This window comes from Spirosoma humi (genome assembly GCF_054776575.1).
The window spans coordinates 22,131-40,024 of sequence record NZ_BAAHBR010000003.1 but is presented as its reverse complement, the minus strand read 5'-3'; the positions used below and the strand labels follow the sequence as shown (position 1 = coordinate 40,024).

Annotated in this window: 17 protein-coding genes; 2 read left to right on the top strand and 15 right to left on the bottom strand. The window is 50.7% G+C overall.

The features are described 5' to 3' along the window. Positions 1 to 53: 53 nt before the first annotated feature. From ACYU8Y_RS03795 to ACYU8Y_RS03785, 3 genes are all read right to left on the bottom strand, one after another. A complete protein-coding gene (locus ACYU8Y_RS03795) occupies positions 54 to 1,652 on the bottom strand; it encodes a Na+/H+ antiporter (protein WP_460934360.1) in 1,599 nt (532 codons plus the stop codon). A gap of 221 nt (positions 1,653 to 1,873) precedes the next feature. Continuing rightward, positions 1,874 to 3,043 carry a molecular chaperone DnaJ gene (dnaJ, locus tag ACYU8Y_RS03790; protein WP_460934358.1) on the bottom strand — a complete coding sequence of 390 codons (1,170 nt, stop codon included), beginning with the start codon at positions 3,041 to 3,043 and terminating at the stop codon, positions 1,874 to 1,876. 99 nt (positions 3,044 to 3,142) lie between these two features. Next, the gene (locus ACYU8Y_RS03785; RefSeq protein ID WP_460934356.1) at positions 3,143 to 3,763 is read right to left on the bottom strand and encodes a nucleotide exchange factor GrpE; all 621 of its coding nucleotides are present in this window, start codon (positions 3,761 to 3,763) and stop codon (positions 3,143 to 3,145) included. A 198-nt stretch (positions 3,764 to 3,961) separates the two neighbouring features. Between ACYU8Y_RS03785 and queG the strand changes: the two genes are divergently transcribed. Beyond that, positions 3,962 to 4,918, top strand: a complete 957-nt coding sequence (queG, locus tag ACYU8Y_RS03780) for a tRNA epoxyqueuosine(34) reductase QueG (protein ID WP_460934354.1) — start codon at positions 3,962 to 3,964, stop codon at positions 4,916 to 4,918. Positions 4,919 to 4,986: 68 nt separating this feature from the next. Here queG and kynU read toward each other — a convergent pair whose 3' ends face one another. Together kynU and ACYU8Y_RS03770 are read right to left on the bottom strand one after the other, a co-directional pair. Continuing rightward, a complete protein-coding gene (gene kynU / locus ACYU8Y_RS03775) occupies positions 4,987 to 6,273 on the bottom strand; it encodes a kynureninase (RefSeq protein ID WP_460934352.1) in 1,287 nt (428 codons plus the stop codon). Between the two features lie 32 nt (positions 6,274 to 6,305). Next, positions 6,306 to 6,527: a hypothetical protein gene (locus ACYU8Y_RS03770; RefSeq protein WP_460934350.1), complete on the bottom strand. Its 222-nt coding sequence runs from the start codon at positions 6,525 to 6,527 to the stop codon at positions 6,306 to 6,308. Between the two features lie 103 nt (positions 6,528 to 6,630). On the opposite strand from ACYU8Y_RS03770, the gene ACYU8Y_RS03765 reads away from it, so the two are divergent. Further along, positions 6,631 to 7,749, top strand: coding sequence for an alpha/beta hydrolase (locus ACYU8Y_RS03765; RefSeq protein ID WP_460934348.1), 1,119 nt, complete (start codon positions 6,631 to 6,633; stop codon positions 7,747 to 7,749). 73 nt (positions 7,750 to 7,822) lie between these two features. Here the strand turns inward: ACYU8Y_RS03765 and ACYU8Y_RS03760 are convergent, their stop codons facing one another. The 10 genes from ACYU8Y_RS03760 to ACYU8Y_RS03715 all read right to left on the bottom strand — a co-directional run bounded on the left by ACYU8Y_RS03760 (position 7,823) and on the right by ACYU8Y_RS03715 (position 17,869). Then, a complete protein-coding gene (locus ACYU8Y_RS03760) occupies positions 7,823 to 8,188 on the bottom strand; it encodes a heavy-metal-associated domain-containing protein (RefSeq protein WP_460934346.1) in 366 nt (121 codons plus the stop codon). Positions 8,189 to 8,280: 92 nt separating this feature from the next. Then, on the bottom strand, positions 8,281 to 9,822 hold the full coding sequence (locus ACYU8Y_RS03755; RefSeq protein WP_460934344.1) for a hypothetical protein: 1,542 nt from the start codon (positions 9,820 to 9,822) through the stop codon (positions 8,281 to 8,283). A 142-nt stretch (positions 9,823 to 9,964) separates the two neighbouring features. Next, on the bottom strand, positions 9,965 to 10,321 hold the full coding sequence (locus ACYU8Y_RS03750) for a four-helix bundle copper-binding protein (RefSeq protein WP_460934342.1): 357 nt from the start codon (positions 10,319 to 10,321) through the stop codon (positions 9,965 to 9,967). Positions 10,322 to 10,520: 199 nt separating this feature from the next. After that, entirely contained in the window at positions 10,521 to 11,660 is a 1,140-nt protein-coding gene (locus tag ACYU8Y_RS03745) for a glycosyltransferase family 61 protein (RefSeq protein WP_460934340.1), read from the bottom strand. 166 nt (positions 11,661 to 11,826) lie between these two features. Continuing rightward, positions 11,827 to 12,393: an AraC family transcriptional regulator gene (locus tag ACYU8Y_RS03740; RefSeq protein WP_460934338.1), complete on the bottom strand. Its 567-nt coding sequence runs from the start codon at positions 12,391 to 12,393 to the stop codon at positions 11,827 to 11,829. Then, complete coding sequence (locus ACYU8Y_RS03735) at positions 12,393 to 14,729, bottom strand: TonB-dependent receptor (RefSeq protein ID WP_460934336.1); 2,337 nt, start codon at positions 14,727 to 14,729, stop codon at positions 12,393 to 12,395. Before ACYU8Y_RS03735 ends, ACYU8Y_RS03740 begins: the two co-directional genes overlap by 1 nt. A gap of 78 nt (positions 14,730 to 14,807) precedes the next feature. Next, positions 14,808 to 15,254, bottom strand: a complete 447-nt coding sequence (locus ACYU8Y_RS03730) for an HYC_CC_PP family protein (RefSeq protein WP_460934334.1) — start codon at positions 15,252 to 15,254, stop codon at positions 14,808 to 14,810. Positions 15,255 to 15,369: 115 nt separating this feature from the next. Beyond that, positions 15,370 to 15,888: a DUF4494 domain-containing protein gene (locus ACYU8Y_RS03725; RefSeq protein WP_460934332.1), complete on the bottom strand. Its 519-nt coding sequence runs from the start codon at positions 15,886 to 15,888 to the stop codon at positions 15,370 to 15,372. A 144-nt stretch (positions 15,889 to 16,032) separates the two neighbouring features. After that, positions 16,033 to 16,926 carry an SDR family oxidoreductase gene (locus ACYU8Y_RS03720; RefSeq protein ID WP_460934330.1) on the bottom strand — a complete coding sequence of 298 codons (894 nt, stop codon included), beginning with the start codon at positions 16,924 to 16,926 and terminating at the stop codon, positions 16,033 to 16,035. Positions 16,927 to 17,029: 103 nt separating this feature from the next. After that, positions 17,030 to 17,869, bottom strand: a complete 840-nt coding sequence (locus ACYU8Y_RS03715; protein ID WP_460934328.1) for a crotonase/enoyl-CoA hydratase family protein — start codon at positions 17,867 to 17,869, stop codon at positions 17,030 to 17,032. Between the last annotated feature and the right edge of the window lie 25 nt (positions 17,870 to 17,894).

Below are 17,894 nucleotides of genomic sequence, written 5' to 3'. Positions count from 1 at the left end.
AAAAAAAGCCCGGACCACTCAGCATGGTCCGGGCTTTTTTTGTCGTGTCAGGCCTAGTGAATGGGGTGATTTATCTTCTCTTCTTCCAGGTCAAGGCGAGCCTCTTCCTGCCGGATCACCTCATCATCAAACTCGTCGAGACTGCGAAAATACAGTAGTGCATTGCGTTTGGCCAGAATGATGTCGGTCAGAATTTTATTATACTGATCGACCTGCTCCCCGTCGCGCTCCAGTGAATCCAGGTGTTTCGTAATGGAGTTCAAGTCGTTCTCCATCCGATTTCTCAGGTTGCTCACCAGGTCGTTATCGATGGCTTCGGTGGCGTATTTCTCGTCTACTTCTTTCAACGCAACTTTTAATAATTTCAGCCGGATTGCCGATACTTGCTGATCCTCGGGAGCCCGATGATCGGGGTCATCGTAATTTACCTTTCGGATAACCATTGGCAACGTAAGTCCCTGAAAAACAAGCGTAAACAGAATAACGACGAACGTGATAAACAAAATCAGATTTCGATGCGGAAACGGCTCGCCATTGTCCAGGGTCATCGGAATAGAGAGTGCCGATGCCAGCGACACGACTCCGCGCATACCGGCCCAGCTCACAATGATGGGGCCGCGCCATCCTGGGCTACGGTCGGCCACGGAAATTACCCGGCCAATAATCCGGGTAAAAACAGAGGAGAACAGAACAACAGCAATCCGGGTAACAATAATTAAAAAGGTGATCAGCAACGCGTATAAAATTGCCTCTACTTTTGAATACCCTTCCAACCCGTTGATGATGACGGGTAACTCAAGGCCAATCAGCATAAAGACCAGTCCGTTCAACGCAAACACAACCGTCGACCACATACCTGTCCCCTGAATTCGGGCGCTGTGGTTTAGAATCTGGTGGCTGTGATTCGACAGAAACAGCCCGCCACTCACCACGGCCATCACCCCCGAATAGTGAAACTCCTCGGCGGTGAGGTACATGATATAGGGCGCCATAAACGTCAGCAGAATGCTGATTCGGGTCGTGGTAGGGAGCCATCGGTGAATAACGTAAAACACGAACGCTACCGCCAGACCAATGACAATGCCCATGAGTGTAACCATGACAAAACCAGTCGCGGCTTTTTGCCAGACAAATGAACCGGATAACACAGCCGCCAACGCAAACCGAAACACCACCAGACTGGACGCATCATTTACGAGACTTTCGCCTTCCAGAATGCTGATTACCCGCTTGGGCACCTTGATGTTTCTCAACACAGATGTGGCCGCAACAGCATCAGGTGGCGAAATGATACCACCCAGCAGGAAGCCCAAAGCCAGCGTGAATCCCGGTATGACGGCACTTGACATATAGGCAACGGCAAAGGCCGTAAAGACAACCAGACCGAAAGCCAGGACGATGATAATGCGTCTCCACCGCCAGAACTCTTTCCAGGACGTAAACCAGGCCGCTTCGTAGAGTAAGGGAGGTAAAAAAATCAGAAAAATAAGCTCCGGATCAACGACAATACGGGGAACACCCGGAATCAGGCTAACAACCAGCCCACTGATAACCAAAAAGATAGGAGGAGAAATTCGTAACCGCTGTCCCAGCATGACGAACAGAGAGATCGCCAGCATCAGAGACACACAAAGCAGTAATGTTTGGTGCATATTCGTGTAGGAAAGGTGGGAGACGAAAATAGCACAACCCAGGCATTATGCGCCCATATAGTCCCAGATTCTTAGACCTGACCGTGCCCGTCGCACGCGAATCTGCTAACAAGCACAGGTAACGCATGACCGGCACACAAGCTGCGATCCACAAAAAAGCCCCTATTCGGGGCTCGTTTGTCATGTTACTTTAGGAGGGTTAACCCACTATGGATGGTTGATCAACCGTGAAAGAAATCCTTCATCTTGTCGAAGAAGCCTTTCTCATTCTTGTTAGGCTTTGGCTGGAAGTTCGGCGAGTTGCGTAGTTTTTCTAGAATACCGCGCTCTTCGGACGATAGCATCTTGGGCGTCCAGACGTTGACATGTACCAATTCGTCGCCCCGTCCGTAGCCGTTCAGTTCCTTAATACCCTTTCCTTTCAGACGGAGAATTTTGCCGCTTTGCGTACCCGGTTCGAGCGTGATGCGGGCTTTTCCGTCAATGGTCGGCACTTCGACACTGGTACCAATGGCCGCATCGACAAAGTTGACGTATAAATCGAACACAACGTTGTTGCCATCGCGTTTGAGATCAGCGTCTTCCTCTTCTTCGATCACAATCAGCAGGTCGCCGGCAACACCGCCCCGTGGAGGAACGTTACCTTTGCCACCAACCGACAACTGGATGCCTTCGGCAACGCCAGCCGGAATTTTGATTGGAATAACATCTTCCTGCAATACGCGTCCTTCACCAAAACAAACATCGCAACGGTCAGTGACAAGTTTACCTTCACCATTACAGGTTGGACATGTGCTGGTCGAGACCATTTGACCGAGCATCGTATTCACCACTTTGCGCGTCTGGCCCGTCCCGCTACAGGTCGAACAGGTCTGTACCGCCGTTCCATTTTTTGACCCGTTTCCACCACAGGTGTTGCAGGTAACGTGCCGCTTCACTTTTATCTTTTTCTCAACCCCGTTGGCAACTTCCTGCAAGTTCAGCTTCAGTTTGATGCGCAGATCGGAGCCACGGCGAACGCGCTGCCGACCACCACCGCCACCACCCTGCGCTCCCCGGAAGAAACTACCGAACGGCGAATCGTCGCCAAAGACATCGCCGAACTGGCTGAAAATGTCTTCCATTGATGGGCCGCCAGCGCCGTATCCGCCCCCGGCCGCACCGCCCATACCAGCATGACCGAACTGATCATACCGCGCCTTTTTCTGAGGATCGTTCAAGACATCGTAAGCCTCAGCCGCTTCCTTGAATTTCTCTTCGGCGGTCGGGTCGTCTGGATTCTTGTCGGGGTGATACTTGATAGCCATCTTACGATAGGCTTTCTTGAGGTCTTCCGTCGAGACGTTTTTATCAACGCCCAGTATTTCGTAATAGTCGCGCTTCGTTGCCATATCTTTTAAAGAGTGAAAGAATGAATGAGCGAAAGAGCGCTCAGTACGTTACCTTTCGCCCCGTCTAATGCACTCTTTCATTCTTTCACTCTTTCACTTTTAGCTTCCTACAATCACTTTTGCAAATCGAATGACCTTGTCATTCAGGTAGTACCCTTTTTCTATTTCTTCGATAACTTTCCCTTTCAGGTCGTCGCTGGGAGCCGGGAACTGCGTAACGGACTCGTGCAGATCAGCATCGAAGGTTTCGCCCTTCGAAACCATGGGCTTCAGGCCTTTTCCTTCGAGCGTCTTGAACAGCTTGTGGTATATTAACGAAACGCCTTCTTTCAAAGCGGCCACGTCGTTTGTATTTTCGATGGATTGCATGGCCCGTTCGAAATCATCAACAACCGGGATCAGAGCTTTCAATACGCCTTCATTGGCATTGTTGATCAACTCCAGTTTTTCCTTTGCGGTACGCCGACGGAAGTTCTCAAAATCAGCGTATAAACGGAGATATTTATCTTTCAGTTCGGCCACTTCACCGCCATTCTTTTCGGGTTCCGGTGCAGCAGCTGCGGTTACGAAGCCTTCGGTCGACGTTGTTTCATCAGCTTCGGTGGGCTCGCCACCGTTTACTGTTACAGCCTCTTCACGGTCCGCCGTTGCGGTTGTCAGGTTGTCAGGTTGTTGCGTATCGCTGGATGCCTGATCATCCAAAATGTCTTTATTTTCCATTACTGAGCTTCTATTTCTCTTCCAGAAATTCATAAACAAAGATGGGCAAAAGAACGGCCAAAACCGCATTTCCTGCCAACTTGACACATCGTATCCAGATTTGTATCGTTTGGATTTGGTTGGTTTGTCGGATTTATATTCGGCTCAGGTGTGTTTCTGTTTTATCATTCCAGCTTTCTTCGATTTACGCTACCTCATATGCACTCGTCTGCCAGTCACTACACGCAACTCATCAAAGCGAAAGCCACTGAGCTGGGCTTCGACTTTTGTGGGATAGCTAAAGCGGATTTTCTGGAAGACGAAGCGCCACGGCTGGAAAACTGGCTGAAAAATGGAATGCACGGCCAGATGAATTACATGGCCAACCACTTCGATAAACGACTGGACCCGCGGTTACTGGTCGATGATGCCAAATCCGTGATAACGGTGTTACTCAACTATTATCCGGAGCAAAAATTGCCCGAACATGACGACGATCTGAAATTATCGAAATATGCCTACGGAACAGATTATCACTTTGTTATCAAGGATAAACTAAAGGATTTGCTATCCTTTATTCACACTGAAATTGGCGAGGTAGGTGGCCGGGCTTTTGTCGATTCGGCCCCGGTCATGGATAAAGCCTGGGCCAAACGTGCCGGGCTGGGCTGGGTGGGCAAACACACGAACCTGATTAATCGGGAGATTGGTTCGTTCTTCTTTATTGGCGAGCTGATTCTCGACCTGGAGCTGGAACCCGACGGCCCGATCACCGATTACTGCGGCACCTGTACACGCTGCATCGACGCCTGCCCGACCGATGCCATCGTTGGTCCTTACGTCGTTGATGGCAGCAAATGTATTTCCTATTTCACCATTGAACTGAAAGAAGCCATTCCAACCGAAGTCCGGGGAAAATTCAACAACTGGATGTTTGGCTGTGATATTTGCCAGGATGTGTGTCCCTGGAACCGCTTCGCCCGACCCCACAAAACGCCCGCTTTCGATCCCCATCCCGACTTATCCCAGTTAACTAAAAGCGACTGGAAGGAAATTACGGAAGACGTGTTCCGGGAAATCTTCCGCCGATCGGCTGTCAAGCGCACTAAACTGGAAGGCCTGAAACGCAACATTGCCTTCGTTTCCTCGACGGATAGCCCATCCGAAAACGAGTAAGGGGGCTAATCCTTGTGACCCGAACAGGATAGCCGCCGTGTGGTAAGCGCACCTGATGTGTAGTCCGGCTACTGTTCTGCGTAGTAAGCCGTCAATGCCTCGCCGACACGCCATACCTCCTCAAACGTGTTGTACAAAGGGGTTGGTGACAGCCGGATACAATCCGGCTCACGCCAGTCGCCAATGATGCCTTGTTCTGTCAGGTAGTTGAATAAACCTTTGCCGTTTTTGCGGACCAGCAGCGATAGTTGACACCCTCGCTGGTTCAGATCATCGGGAGTAAGGAGAATCACTTCCTGCAATTGATTGAGTATAAATTCCAGAAAACCCGTCAACTGTTCACTTTTTTGCCGGAGGGCTACCATACCGGCTTCAGCCGTGATAGCAATGGCCGCCCGGTGCAGCGATAATGCCAGGATGTTGGGCGTACTGACCTGCCAGCCATCGGCACCGGGAGCGGGCAAAAATCCGGGCGTCATCTCGAATCGTTTGTCTTCCCGATACCCCCACCAGCCAGCCAGTCGAGGGAGGTTCTGAGCATGGTGTTTTTCATGCACAAACACCCCCGATACAGCCCCAGGGCCACCGTTAAGGTATTTGTACGAACACCAGGTAGCAAAATCAACGCCCCAGTCGTGCAGTTGAAGCGGGACATTGCCAATGGCATGAGCAAGGTCGAGTCCAATGGGTATACAGTGCGTTCGCGCCGTTTCGGCAATAGCGGCCATGTTGTAAACCTGACCGGTGTAATAATTGAGACCGCTCATCCAGATCAACGCCAGTGAGTCGGCATGTTCGGCAATAGCGGCCTGGATATCCGTCGTATGAATTAGTTGATCATCGGGTCGCGGAGCCACTTCGATGATCGCATCAGAGGCCTGGAAATTATGCCGTTTCACGTGCGTTTCCAGCGCGTATTGATCCGAAGGGAAATCCCCTTTAATGGTAAGAATCTTGTATTTTTTAACGCCGGGGCTGGACTCACCAGGCCGGTAAAAGGAAGCCAACAGCAGATGGAGGTTTACCGTAAGGGCATTCATCGGGCAGACTTCGCCGGGCTGTGCTCCAACAATCTGAGCCAGGGCAGCCTTACAGGTTTCGTGATAGCGTAACCATGGCTGTTCGGCGGCTTCCGGTTTATCAAACCAACCATCAACACCCAGATTTTGCCAGGTCGTAAGCTCCTGTTCCAGAGCCGCCCGAGCCGTTTTCGGCTGCAATCCAAGCGAATTTCCGCAGAGATAAATCAAATCCTTCCCATTGCGCCGGGGAATGTAAAAGCGGTCACGATACGAGCGAAGCGGATCGGCCTGGTCGAGTTGCCGGGCAAAATCGAGGGTATTTTTGTAAATCATGGATGAAGTCTGCAAATTTTTAGTGCCGCAATCTACTCAGGCTGCTTTGGCAACCACGAATGGTGAGCATTATTTTCGTACACATACTGAATGCGGTGGCCTTCTTTTTCGAGTCGGGCAAATTTTACCCTACTCTGACAGGCATCTAACCGTTTTACCAATCGCTCTGTTTCGCCGATTGGAATTACGCAGCCGCTATACAGGGACTCTGTGTCCGCAAATTTATCAAGAGCAGCAAACAACGGGGTATGCATGAGGAGGAAATACTACCAGTTAACAAATTAACTAACCGAATAAAATATCTACTAAAACAGTAGAGTTAATTGTGAGTTGTTCCACTAAAGCAAACAACGTTTTATGAAACATCTTTCAGTAACAAAGACAGCCCTACGTCAGGTTTTACAGTGCGCATTACTGGCCTTATTCGCCACATTCTCCTTAACTGCCTGTCAGGACCACCGCTTGCCACAGCCCGGCCAGAGCATTCAATCCAACAGTCCTAAACCCGATTGGGGACCAACCATCACCCCACAGATGCTTGCGGTTATTGAGGAGTTAGGCCGCCTGGCTCCTACTCCACTCAACCAGCTTTCGCCACAGGATGCCCGCAAACAACCCTCCTTCAAGGATGCGGTCAACTCGTTGCTTGACAAAAACAATATCCCTCGCCCAAAAGCTAACGTTACGATCAGCGAACGAATGATTACGGGAGCAGATAACGCTCAGATACGCGTTAAGCTGTACACACCCAACGCGGTACCGGGACCAAAGCCGGTTATTGTGTATTACCACGGCGGAGGCTGGGTGATTGGCAGTCCGGAAGTATATGAATATTCGACGCTGGCTCTGGCCGAGGAAACGGGTGCAATCGTCATGTCCGTTGATTACCGGCTGGCACCTGAATTTAAATTTCCAACAGCGCACGAAGACGCGTACCGGGCTTATGAGTGGGCCAAAAATAACGCAGCGACCATCAACGGCAATCCGGCCAAAGTAGCCGTTGCAGGCGAGAGTGCCGGTGGTAATATGGCCATTACGGTTGCCATGATGGCCCGCGACCGCGGTTTGGCGCTCCCGGTTCATATTCTGTCGGTGTTCCCGGTAGCGAACAACGATCTGTCAACGGATTCATACAACCGTTACGCCAATGCCAAGCCGCTAAACCGACCTTTGATCCAATACTTTACAGACAACTATTTCCGCACGCCTACCGATGGCGATAGTCCACTGATTTCGTTGGTCGATTTAGCTAACCTCAGCGGCCTGCCACCCACAACCATTATTGCGGCTGAAATTGACCCGCTGCAAACCGAAGGCATGCTACTTCGCGACAAACTCAGATCGGTAGGTGTACCGGTCACGTACCAGTTGTATGCTGGTGTAACGCATGAATTTTTTGGCATGTACGCCATTGTTCCTGAAGCGCAACAGGCCCAAACCCTGGCGGCTACCCAACTGATCGATGCGTTCAAATAAGGAGGATGCAGCTAAAAAGCAAATCGCCCCACACCTATATGGTGTGGGGCGATTTGCTTTTTAGCTGCTGCGTTTATTGATGGTCTAGGCCGCTATCTTTTTTGCAGCAGCTTGGGAGTTTGTTGTACCCTGCCTGGTCGGCCACCACTTCTTCAGCATCGTAGCCTGTTTTGCTGATGTTCGCTTTTAATTTGGATACGTCCGTTTTGGCCGGATTGTATTTGATCGTAACAACCTTGGTTTTCACGTCGAGATCGGCTTCTTTAACGCCTTTTTCATAGGACAGATTCCGTTCGATACGGGATTTGCACATGCCGCAAATGGCCGATGTCTTGATTTTTATTTCTTTTTCCTTGTCGTCGCGGGTTGGTGCGCTGGCGAACAGGTTGCCCAAAAGCAGCAAAGATGTCAGGGTGGTTAGAAACAGGTTACGCAGCATAGCAGTATGTGATTTGTAGTAGATTGATAACGAACATTTATGAAAAATGGTGCCTCATCTGGCGTAGCTTACTGAACACACCAAATGGTTGCCTAATGACTCATTCCCTTCATTTGCCGATGACCCGAATGATGCATGTTTTTCATGGTCATCAGACTGGGTGTCAGTCGCAGGTAAATCTCGCCCGAAACAGGCATCTTTCCGTAGAGAGACTGCAGAAAGTGATCGGGCATACTGGCCGTTGCCTGGGCTCCCACGACTAGATCCGTACTGCGCTGCTGAACGATTCGGTAGTTCATGCCGAGCGTGAGGTTGTTAATGAGAAACGATTGATCATTGGTAATTTTTCCAATCTCACCCGATGAGGCCGGCTGGAAAATACCCAGTTCCTCCGCCGACTTCTTAACGTTTTCGTACCGGCCGTAAAAAGCGAATTTATCCATTTGCAGACTACTTTCTGCCAGATAGGAATTCTCCCCAGCCCCGTCGTGGCTATTACGGCCCCAAACAAAGGCCGATGTTACGTAACTGCCAGGCCCTACTCCTTTGCTGTGCAATACGGATGCCGTTGTTCGGGTGACGTTTTCTTCGGGATGCGCTTCTTCCGGACTGTGTAGAAATCCCTGGGAGAATTGTAGGGCAAACGAAGGCGATGGATTGACGGATAAACGATAGGAGTAACTGTCAAACGTAGGCGTATCGAAGTTATAGCGGTTCTCGTCAGGTTCCCGCCCTTTAAAAGTCGATGCCTCCAGCTTGACCCATTTGTAGCGAAAACCTGCCGTAGCAACGCCAAACAAAATATGGGTAGCATCCTGCCAATGATGGCTCAGGGGCGCATCAGGATTATTGAACGCCGAAATCCGGTGCATAAAAGCAGGCGGACCAAGAGCAGGTTCGCCCGGATAGCCAACATAGCCGTACAAATCTACGTCTTTGCTGAAGGCATGGCTGTAACTGACGGATAGCTCCGACACCAGATCGTGCGGGTGCTGCCGGTCGATCAGCGGCTGCCCTTTGTAGGTTTCGCCCGTTTGAAACAGCAGTGGATACCCGCCATTCCCAACCGTCAGCGGATCGAGCGACAGCATGGCACGCACCTGAAACAGCCCCCGCTGCCCGACCTTACGCTGTGCCATGCCCATAAACCAGTTCGGCGCTCCCAATTGCTGTCCCCGCCCCCGGCTATCCCGATTGTTGCCATTCTGACTTGTGTACCGCAGGTAGATGGCGTAGTGCAGCATATAGCTCCAGCCTTTCGGCGTTGGCTGGCTCATATAGGCATACATTGGCGTATTGTCGGGGTGCCACGATGTTCCGGACCCATTCCGGTTCATGGACAAATTTCGCGATAACGAGTGGGTCATTCCCATTGTCGTGTCCATCGTCAGGCCATGATTCAGCATTTTCATATCGCCCATTGAGCCTGTCTCATCCATCTCCCTGTGCTTCGCCATACCATTATGTCTGGAATGATCCATCGGTTTAGTGGTATCGGCGTTCATTTTGCCGGACGCTTTTTCGTTCGCAGGCGTCTTCTGAGCAGGCATTTTCATACCTTCCTGGTGCTGATGCTGCGCCCTGGCCGTAATGGACAGGGCGATGAGCCAGAGGAAAAGGAGCGTTCTATTCATAAGGTCGTTGTGGATACAGCCTCGATCGGAACAAAGGGCTACCGGTTATGGCGCACGTTGATTAGCTACGTTCGACATTGATTAGTAGTCGTTTCCGAACTACTAATCAATGTGAGGAGTTTATCTTGTACGAAAGCTGATTTTATGCATTCGCCGACATCGACCGGCATTCTTCGGCACACTTGCGGCAGGCTTCGGCGCAGGCTTTGCAATGGGCAACATGATCGGCGTGTTTCTCACATTCGTCCGCACAGGCTTCGCACACTTCAGCGCACAACGCCATGAAATCGCGGGAAAATTCTGATCCGCGGGCATCTAACCGGCCGCAGAGTGTACAAATATCCGCGCAATCCCGGCAGAGTTTAATGCAGTCCGTCATGTCGTGGCCTTTGCCATCTTTATCGCCCATTTCCAGGCAGGCAGTAACACACCGCTCGCAGGCTTCCGCGCAGCTAAAACATGTATCGGTGTGGCTGTGGTTGTGTTGCATAGCTTCCATAATCGTTGTCGTTTGATTGACCACCGTTGGTCTGACAAAGTAACTACGCTTTCCCGATAGAGTTTTTACATAATTGTAGCCCGACTTTATGAAACCAGGGGTTTCGTTGCCCGATCGCTAGCTGCGATTCGCTCTCGACGGCCAGTTGCGTACAGGTTGAACGGTGACACAGTTCATAGCCTCGCGAAGGCGTAACACGTTATACCTGCACGAATAACAAGTCGAGACTTTTCTCCAGATCGGCAATAGAGACAAACACGTCTTCCTCGATATGATGCTTCGTCTGCCCCATTTTAATGACATGGCTGTAGGCCGAGTAGCGCATGTCCATAACCTGGGACAGATACGCAAAATGATCGACAATCATATTGGCGGGAAATAGCTCGAAAAGATGCGTTCTGGGCTCGCACCAGATTATGTTCGTGAACGAAGCGCCGTGCGGCCCCATAATAAACGAGGCATTTTTATAGATCTCGACCTGTTCAGCCACCGACCGGGGTTTATCGTCGATAATGGTGAAGTCATATTTTTCCAGCAGTTTAAGTAAGGCTGCTTCATTCACCACCTTCCGACGCGTGGACCGGCTTACATAAATTCGGCTTCGGTTTGTTCGCTTGATCGTCAGTTTGGCCTCTACGAGTTCTTTCAACGCAAAGATATCGGCAGGGTCCGGGTAAAACCAGTGCCCGCTATTGGCCAGAATACACCGGTCAAACCGAATATCGTACGCGACACTATCGAAAATATGGTCCGGCGCAATCCCAATTAAGGCCAGATACTCCTGCTCGTAGGTCGTCTTGAAAAGCGGATACGCCAGAGCGGCCTGGGCGAAGACCTGCTCCGGCAACGCAGCTTTCATCCGACTCAGTTTGGCCGCCACCAGGATGACAAAGTCATAGTAGCCCCCAAAGACAACGATATCCAGGTAATGACTAAAAGGGGCAATGAGCGTATCATACGTCAAAATGGTGCGCCGGCTAAACCCCCGCCAGTTCTTCACCAAATGGTAGCTCTCAAAATCCAGACACAACACCTTACCTTCGGCCAGTATACCTCCATACGGCAGTTGAACCGCTTTTTTTGTTCCTCGTTCGTAACGCCAGACAAATGACTGATGGGTGACGGCCCGGACGGGTGAAAAGATGAGTTTTGTCAACTCACCCTGGTTTTGCACGCCGGGGATAAAAACCTGTTTCTCCGGGCTACGCGCTAGTTGATAGCGACCCAGAAAGGCTTCGGTTTCCGGTTTCGACAGAGGTTCAACGCTACACATCTTCAGAACTACCTTAAGTAAGGCCCTGAGAAAAGCCTTAACTGATGCCAATAGAGGATATGTCATAGTATGGTTAGGTTACGCTTCTTTAGACTGATTTCTTTTGAAATCAGATACATACCCACCCATATGTTCAGCGCGATTTTAACGTACTATATCTCCTGCCTGGCATAGGCAGAAACTACAGGCTGGCTAGCCGTTAACTAGCTAGCCGACAACCAATTAATTATTTCTAGATAGCATCCAGATTGCGTCGGTTGGCATGAGCGGCCTTTCTAAACTGCCCCGGTGTTTGGCCGGTCACCTGCCGAAATTGACTGGAGAGGTGCTGGACGCTGCTGTAACTCAAGCGCCAGGCAATTTCGCTCAACGTCAGTTCGGCGTATTGCAGCCACTCCTTCACCTTTTCGATCTTGAGGGCAATGATGTACTTCTCCAGAGTCTGGCCTTCACTAGTCGAAAACAGGCCGCTCAAATACGAGTATTCATAGCCTAGTTTCCGTTCCAGAAACGTCGAGTAGTTCTCAGTCGGCAGGCGCTCGGCTTTCAGGTACTGCACTTCGTTAATAAGCAACACTTTGATGTGTTCTACGAGCGATTGCTTTTTGTCGTCGATCAAATCGAATCCGTTTTGCTGCAACGTATGGCGAATAGCGTCGAGCGTGTGGGCAGACGGTGGGGTATCGAGATCAACTTCGCCCAGCTCAACCCGTTTAACCGTCAAGCCCATTCGTTCGAGTTCATCCCGGACGACGCGCTTGCAGCGGTCACACACCATATTTCGGACGGTTAATATCATTAGTTTACTGGTTTAAAGCGGAACCCTACATACACCATACGCCCCGTTACCGGTCCCCACGCCCGACTGGCGGCATCGAAGTCAGGACCGTAGGGGTCATTGGCCGCGAAAATGGGATTCGACTGCCGGAAGCCCGTCAGGTTTTCACCACCCAGGTAAATTTCCCAGCCGCTCCTGAACCCACGACTTAGCTGTGCATTCAGGTTGGCGAATCCCGGCGAGTAGTCGGTCGGCGAATTCTGGTTGCTGGCATGCACATAGCCTTCACGCAGGTAATGAATCCGGCGGGGTCCATTCCATTGTAGGGTTGCATCAAATTTCCATTTGTCGTACGGAAGGGCGTAGCCCACATTAAGCAAAAATCGCTCGCGGGGCACCATCATTTTAGGGAGCAGCACCGTATCGCCCGCTGGCATGGCTGTACTCTGCTGGGTGTCGAAAAGCCGGTAAGCCACTTTCACATCGAACCGCCGGGTAGGCTGTACGTTCAATTCAGCCTGAAAACTATTGGCAAATGAACGGCCGTGGTGCGTTGCATCGCGCAAGTTATAAAAATACAGGAGCGACGAATTCTCTACATTGACGACTAACTGGTTCTGAAAATCAGTTCGGTAGTAATCCAGCACCAACGACGCTTTCTTCCCGAGTATTGTCAGCTCTTTTGTTAAGCTAAGGCCATAATTCCAGGAAACTTCGGGCTTTAATGGCGTCAGGTTCCAGTTGACATAGGGACCAGCATTTCTATTTTGGTACATAAACACCGCCCGTGAGCTAACCAGAAACCCCATGTTTTCGCTAATCGGGTTGGGCACCCGAAAACCACGCCCGGCCGAAGCACGCAGCGCCAAACTCGGGCTAATGGTATACTTCACATGCGCACGGGGCGTCCATTGCGGACCAAACAGATTGTGGTAGTCAAACCGCCCTCCGAGCACGACCGTCATCTTTTCGGGGTAGGTGTACGTGTATTCAGCAAAAACTCCCGGCACCGACTCAGTACGACTGGTGGCCAATGACGCCAGATCTTCTTTATAATCATCCAGCAAATAGCTCAGTCCCGCCTTATAGGTGTGGTTGGTATTGCCAATGATGTTCTGATAGATCAAATTCGCGTAGATCGTTCGCTGCTGGCCGTTGTAAGGCCTGAAACCAATAATAGCGGTCTGGTCATGATGGACACCATTTAGGATCAAGCCCAGGCCTTTATACGGTTTATCGGGGAAGAGAATGGCCGTTTTTGCGAAAAACTCCAGTCGTTGCGTTGTGTTTCCGAATTGATACCGGGCAATACCCGCTGGTGAACGAAACGTTGACAGTTGCCCTCCATCGCGATCTTCGTAAAGCGCTTTCACGCCAAACTGCGCCATAAATCGCTCGCTACTGTACTTATACCGATTGATGGCGTTGAGCTGTGTGTACAACGGTAAATCACGAAAACCGTCGTTATTCTGGTCAATTTCTTTCCGGAGCGTACTGGCATGTCCCAATACGCCTACACTCCACTTTTTGTTGAGTGAATGCGACCAGTTCACGTTTCCCTCCATTCGCCCAAAGCTGTTTGCGTAACCGTTTAAAAACAGCTTGTTTTTATCATCCGGCTTCTGCAGTTCGATGTTCATCTGGCCGCTCATGGATTCGTAGCCGTTCACAACGGAACCGGCCCCTTTACCAACATCGATGCTGGTAATCCAGGTACCAGGAATGTAGTTTAACCCAAACGTAGTGGCCAGTCCGCGTACTGTCGGAATATTTTCGACATTCGTCTGAACGTACTGGCCGCCCAGGCCCAGAAACTGGATTTGTTTTGCGCCGGTAACGGCATCGCTATACGACACACTAACGGAGGCATTGGTCTCGAAACTCTCCGACAGGTTGCAGCAGGCGGCTTTGGCGAGGGTACGCTGTGTAATAAGCTCCGTTTGAATGGGATTGATACGGTCGATCTGCCCCGGCGCGCCCGACACGGTTACCTCCTGCAATGTGCGTGTTACGCGCAGGGTCACCGTCAGTTCGGCTGATGGGTCGGTAACCGTCAATGTATCTGACTGGTAACCAACATAGCTGACAATCAACCGTTTCTGGTTTGGAGGCAGCGGTAGTTGAAAAATTCCGTTTGCATCCGTGGTAGTGCCTATCGTCGTTTCCGCCCAGATGACCGTTGCGCCGACCAGAGGCACGTGCTGCCCATTGGTATTTTCGCCGACGCTTCCCCGGACCAGTATGCTTTTTTCGATGAGGGTAGTATCCGATTGCGCCTGCGCGGGGGTCATCCTGGCGGATAAGCCAACCCCTAGCCCGCTGATAAGCAGGACAATCCGTAAAGAAAGAAATGGCATGAGTTCGCTGATTAATAAGTAGGTAAAACAAGCCCATGATTAACTCATCGGCCAGCACAACTTAATCTAATCAGCGTATCAAAGAAGGAGAGTCTGAACGAACGTCAGAATGTCGCGCCCGGAAAGCGAAGGGGGCGACGAAAAGGTTGAAACAGTCGTTGATTTTCCGGCAAAAACGACCTCAATAATCCAGGCCATAACGGCCACAAAGCCGGTTATAACCGCTTCGGTAACAGTCTTAACAAACTTGGCAACAAACTGGCTCAGCGACGACGAGATATCAACATTTTCGTAGCGTTGATCGTCCTGGCAACATTCGGTTTTCTTGATAACCGTTTGCTGCTCCGGCATGGGCTGTTTACTAGTCGCACAATCCGATGATTTCACTTCGCTGAAGGCGACGACCATCGTCTTTTTCTTGCCACGCATCTGACACGAATGCTCCACCAAACCAAAGCCAGTGCTGCTAAGCAGCACGACGCAGGCCATGAGTAGGTTAAAGAATTGGAACAGGTTACGTTTCATGATGGGACAAATATCAGCACGGAACAAATTCAACGCAAGTCTTGGCGGCTGAAAGCCAGGAATTTCGTAAAAAAAGAATGCCATTCTATAAAAGGATGGCATTCGTTGAAGGACGTTAGATGGTTTCCGGCTCGGGACTAAGCACTTCGCTGAGTGGGCGAAGATTTCGCTTTTCCTCTTCATTGTACGGAAATATTTCCAGAATCTTAGTTGTATTTACGTCCGTTATCTCGAATGGATCGAGGGCACTTTTCAGGCTAATTTCAACCTGTTCGTAAGCTTGTTTCGGTGTTTCGGCATTGACGAGCATTACACTGGGCGTTTTCTTTTGTTTGCCCGTTTTCTCATCGTCGGTAATGAACATAGCCTTCACCTTATACCAGATTTCGCCCCCATCTTCGATGTGAAATACGTCGGCCAGTTTCATGCGCGAAATGTTCGTAATCTCAAAGTCGGGTGTATTGGCGGCAATCTCCTGATAAAGACGAGCCTCGGCATCGGTATAGCTAACGGCATCGACCAGGTAGGCTTCCGTTACGGTTTTTTGCTTGATAAATTCTTCATTCCGGCTGCCGACATTCGAGTCGTCAATGGGCTGCTGATAGCGGATTTTTCCGAGAAACCAGTTGGGCATTTTAAAAGGTTTTGATACGTAAGTAGAACAAAAATATGAGGGCAAAGGTGCCGAATAAAGGTGAAAGAGCGAAAGGTTGAAAGAGCGAATTTGCCAGATGGTTTTCGCCATTTCATTCTTTTGCTCCGCTTCGGTGGTCCGATTTCACTCTTTTTTCGGCCGGTTGGCCTGCCGAATGGTCTGCTCAATCATATCCCATTGCTCGGTGGTGACCTTATCGAGGTGGCTAAACTCGCCCGCCATCAGTACTTCGCCCCCATCAATGGTGATACTTTCGCCGGTAATGTAGCCCGAGTAGTCTGACAGCAGGAATGCCGCCAGGTTCGCCAGTTCGCCATGCTCGCCAACCCGGTGGAGTGGAATGCGGCTCGTGGGATCCATCATGCTGGCCAGCGGTTCGGGAAAAAGTCGATCCCATGCCCCTTTGGTCGGAAAGGGGCCAGGCGCAATGGCGTTGAGCCGGATACCATATTTGCCCCATTCGGCGGCCAGCGATTTGGTCATGATCAGCGCGCCCCCTTTGGCAACGGCCGAAGGCACTACATAGCCCGAACCCGTTGTGGCGTAGGTCGTCGAAATATTCAGGACAGTGCCCGGAATTTTATTGGCGATCCAGTACTTGCCCACCGCCAGTGTAAAGTAATAGGTGCCGCGCAGAACGATGTCGACAATGGTGTCGAATGCTTTATAAGATAGCCGCTCGGTAGGGCTGATGAAGTTCCCAGCGGAGTTGTTGAGCAAGCCGTTCAACTGGCCAAATCGCTCAATCGTCTTCTGAATGACATTCTCGATTTCGTCTGTATTACGCACATCGCAGGCAACAGCCAGCACAGCGCCCGATCCACCGCTCTGCGTTATTTCGTCCATCAGTTCGTTCGCGGTTTCGTCAAGAACGGCCTGCCGTCGACTGCAGATCGTCACATTAGCGCCCAGTTGTACCAGGTAGCGGGTCACCGATTTACCAAGTCCCGTGCCGCCACCGGTCACAATAATTGTCTTACCCTTTAGCGCATCATCGCGCAGCATGCCAGTTGTCATGATTAGTGTCGAATGATAGAATGATTGAGTGATAGAATGACTGGACAATGAGTGAGTTGAGAATTATTCATTCATTCCATCACTCAATCATTCTATTATTGACTCAATATCCCCGGTTTATCTTTTTGTTAAATTCGGCCTTGCGCTTTTCGAGCGTGGCCTGCATGGCTTCGCCAAAATCCACGGATGGCATCTGACTGGAATTCCAGACGGCAACGTATTGTAAGCCGTCTTCGATGGATTTGTTGATGCTGTAGTTGAGTACTTCTTTGGCTCCCTGTACAGCTGCGGCCGGATTGTCGGCAATTTGGCGGGCCAGCGTGTTAGCCGCTTCGAATAAGGCATCGGGTGTGTCATACACATGATTGACCAATCCGACGCGCTCGGCAAAAGCAGCATCGTAGTCACCGCCCGTAAAGGCCATCTCGCGGGTAAACCCCTGACCGATCAAGTGGGGTAAAAACTGCAAGCCGCCAATATCGGGCGTAATAGCCAGCTTAGCTTCCCGCAGGCTGAATTTAGCGTCGCGGGAGCACAGCCGAATATCGGCCGCGGCAATCATATTTACCCCTCCCCCGATGCACCAGCCATGAACTGCCGCAATAACGGGTTTGGCCGACTCGTGTATCTTCACAAAACCGGATTGCATGAACCGAATCTGAGCCATCAACTTCCGACGCTCATTGGCCATTGGGTTTCCGGTAGCCATGCTGGCAATACGCGGCATCATCCGGGCCACATCGAGTCCGTAACTAAAGTGATCGCCACTACCCCGAAAGATAATGCACCGCACATCGGGCATCGCGCTAATTTCATCCATTGCGATGGGTAGTTCCTCCCAAAACTCCGGCCCCATGGCGTTTCCTTTGCCGGGACCAAGCAGCGAAACGGTCATTACGCCATTGGCTAACGCAAAGGATACTGACTGATATGTTTGATTCATAACCTATAGTATGCTTGCATACGAA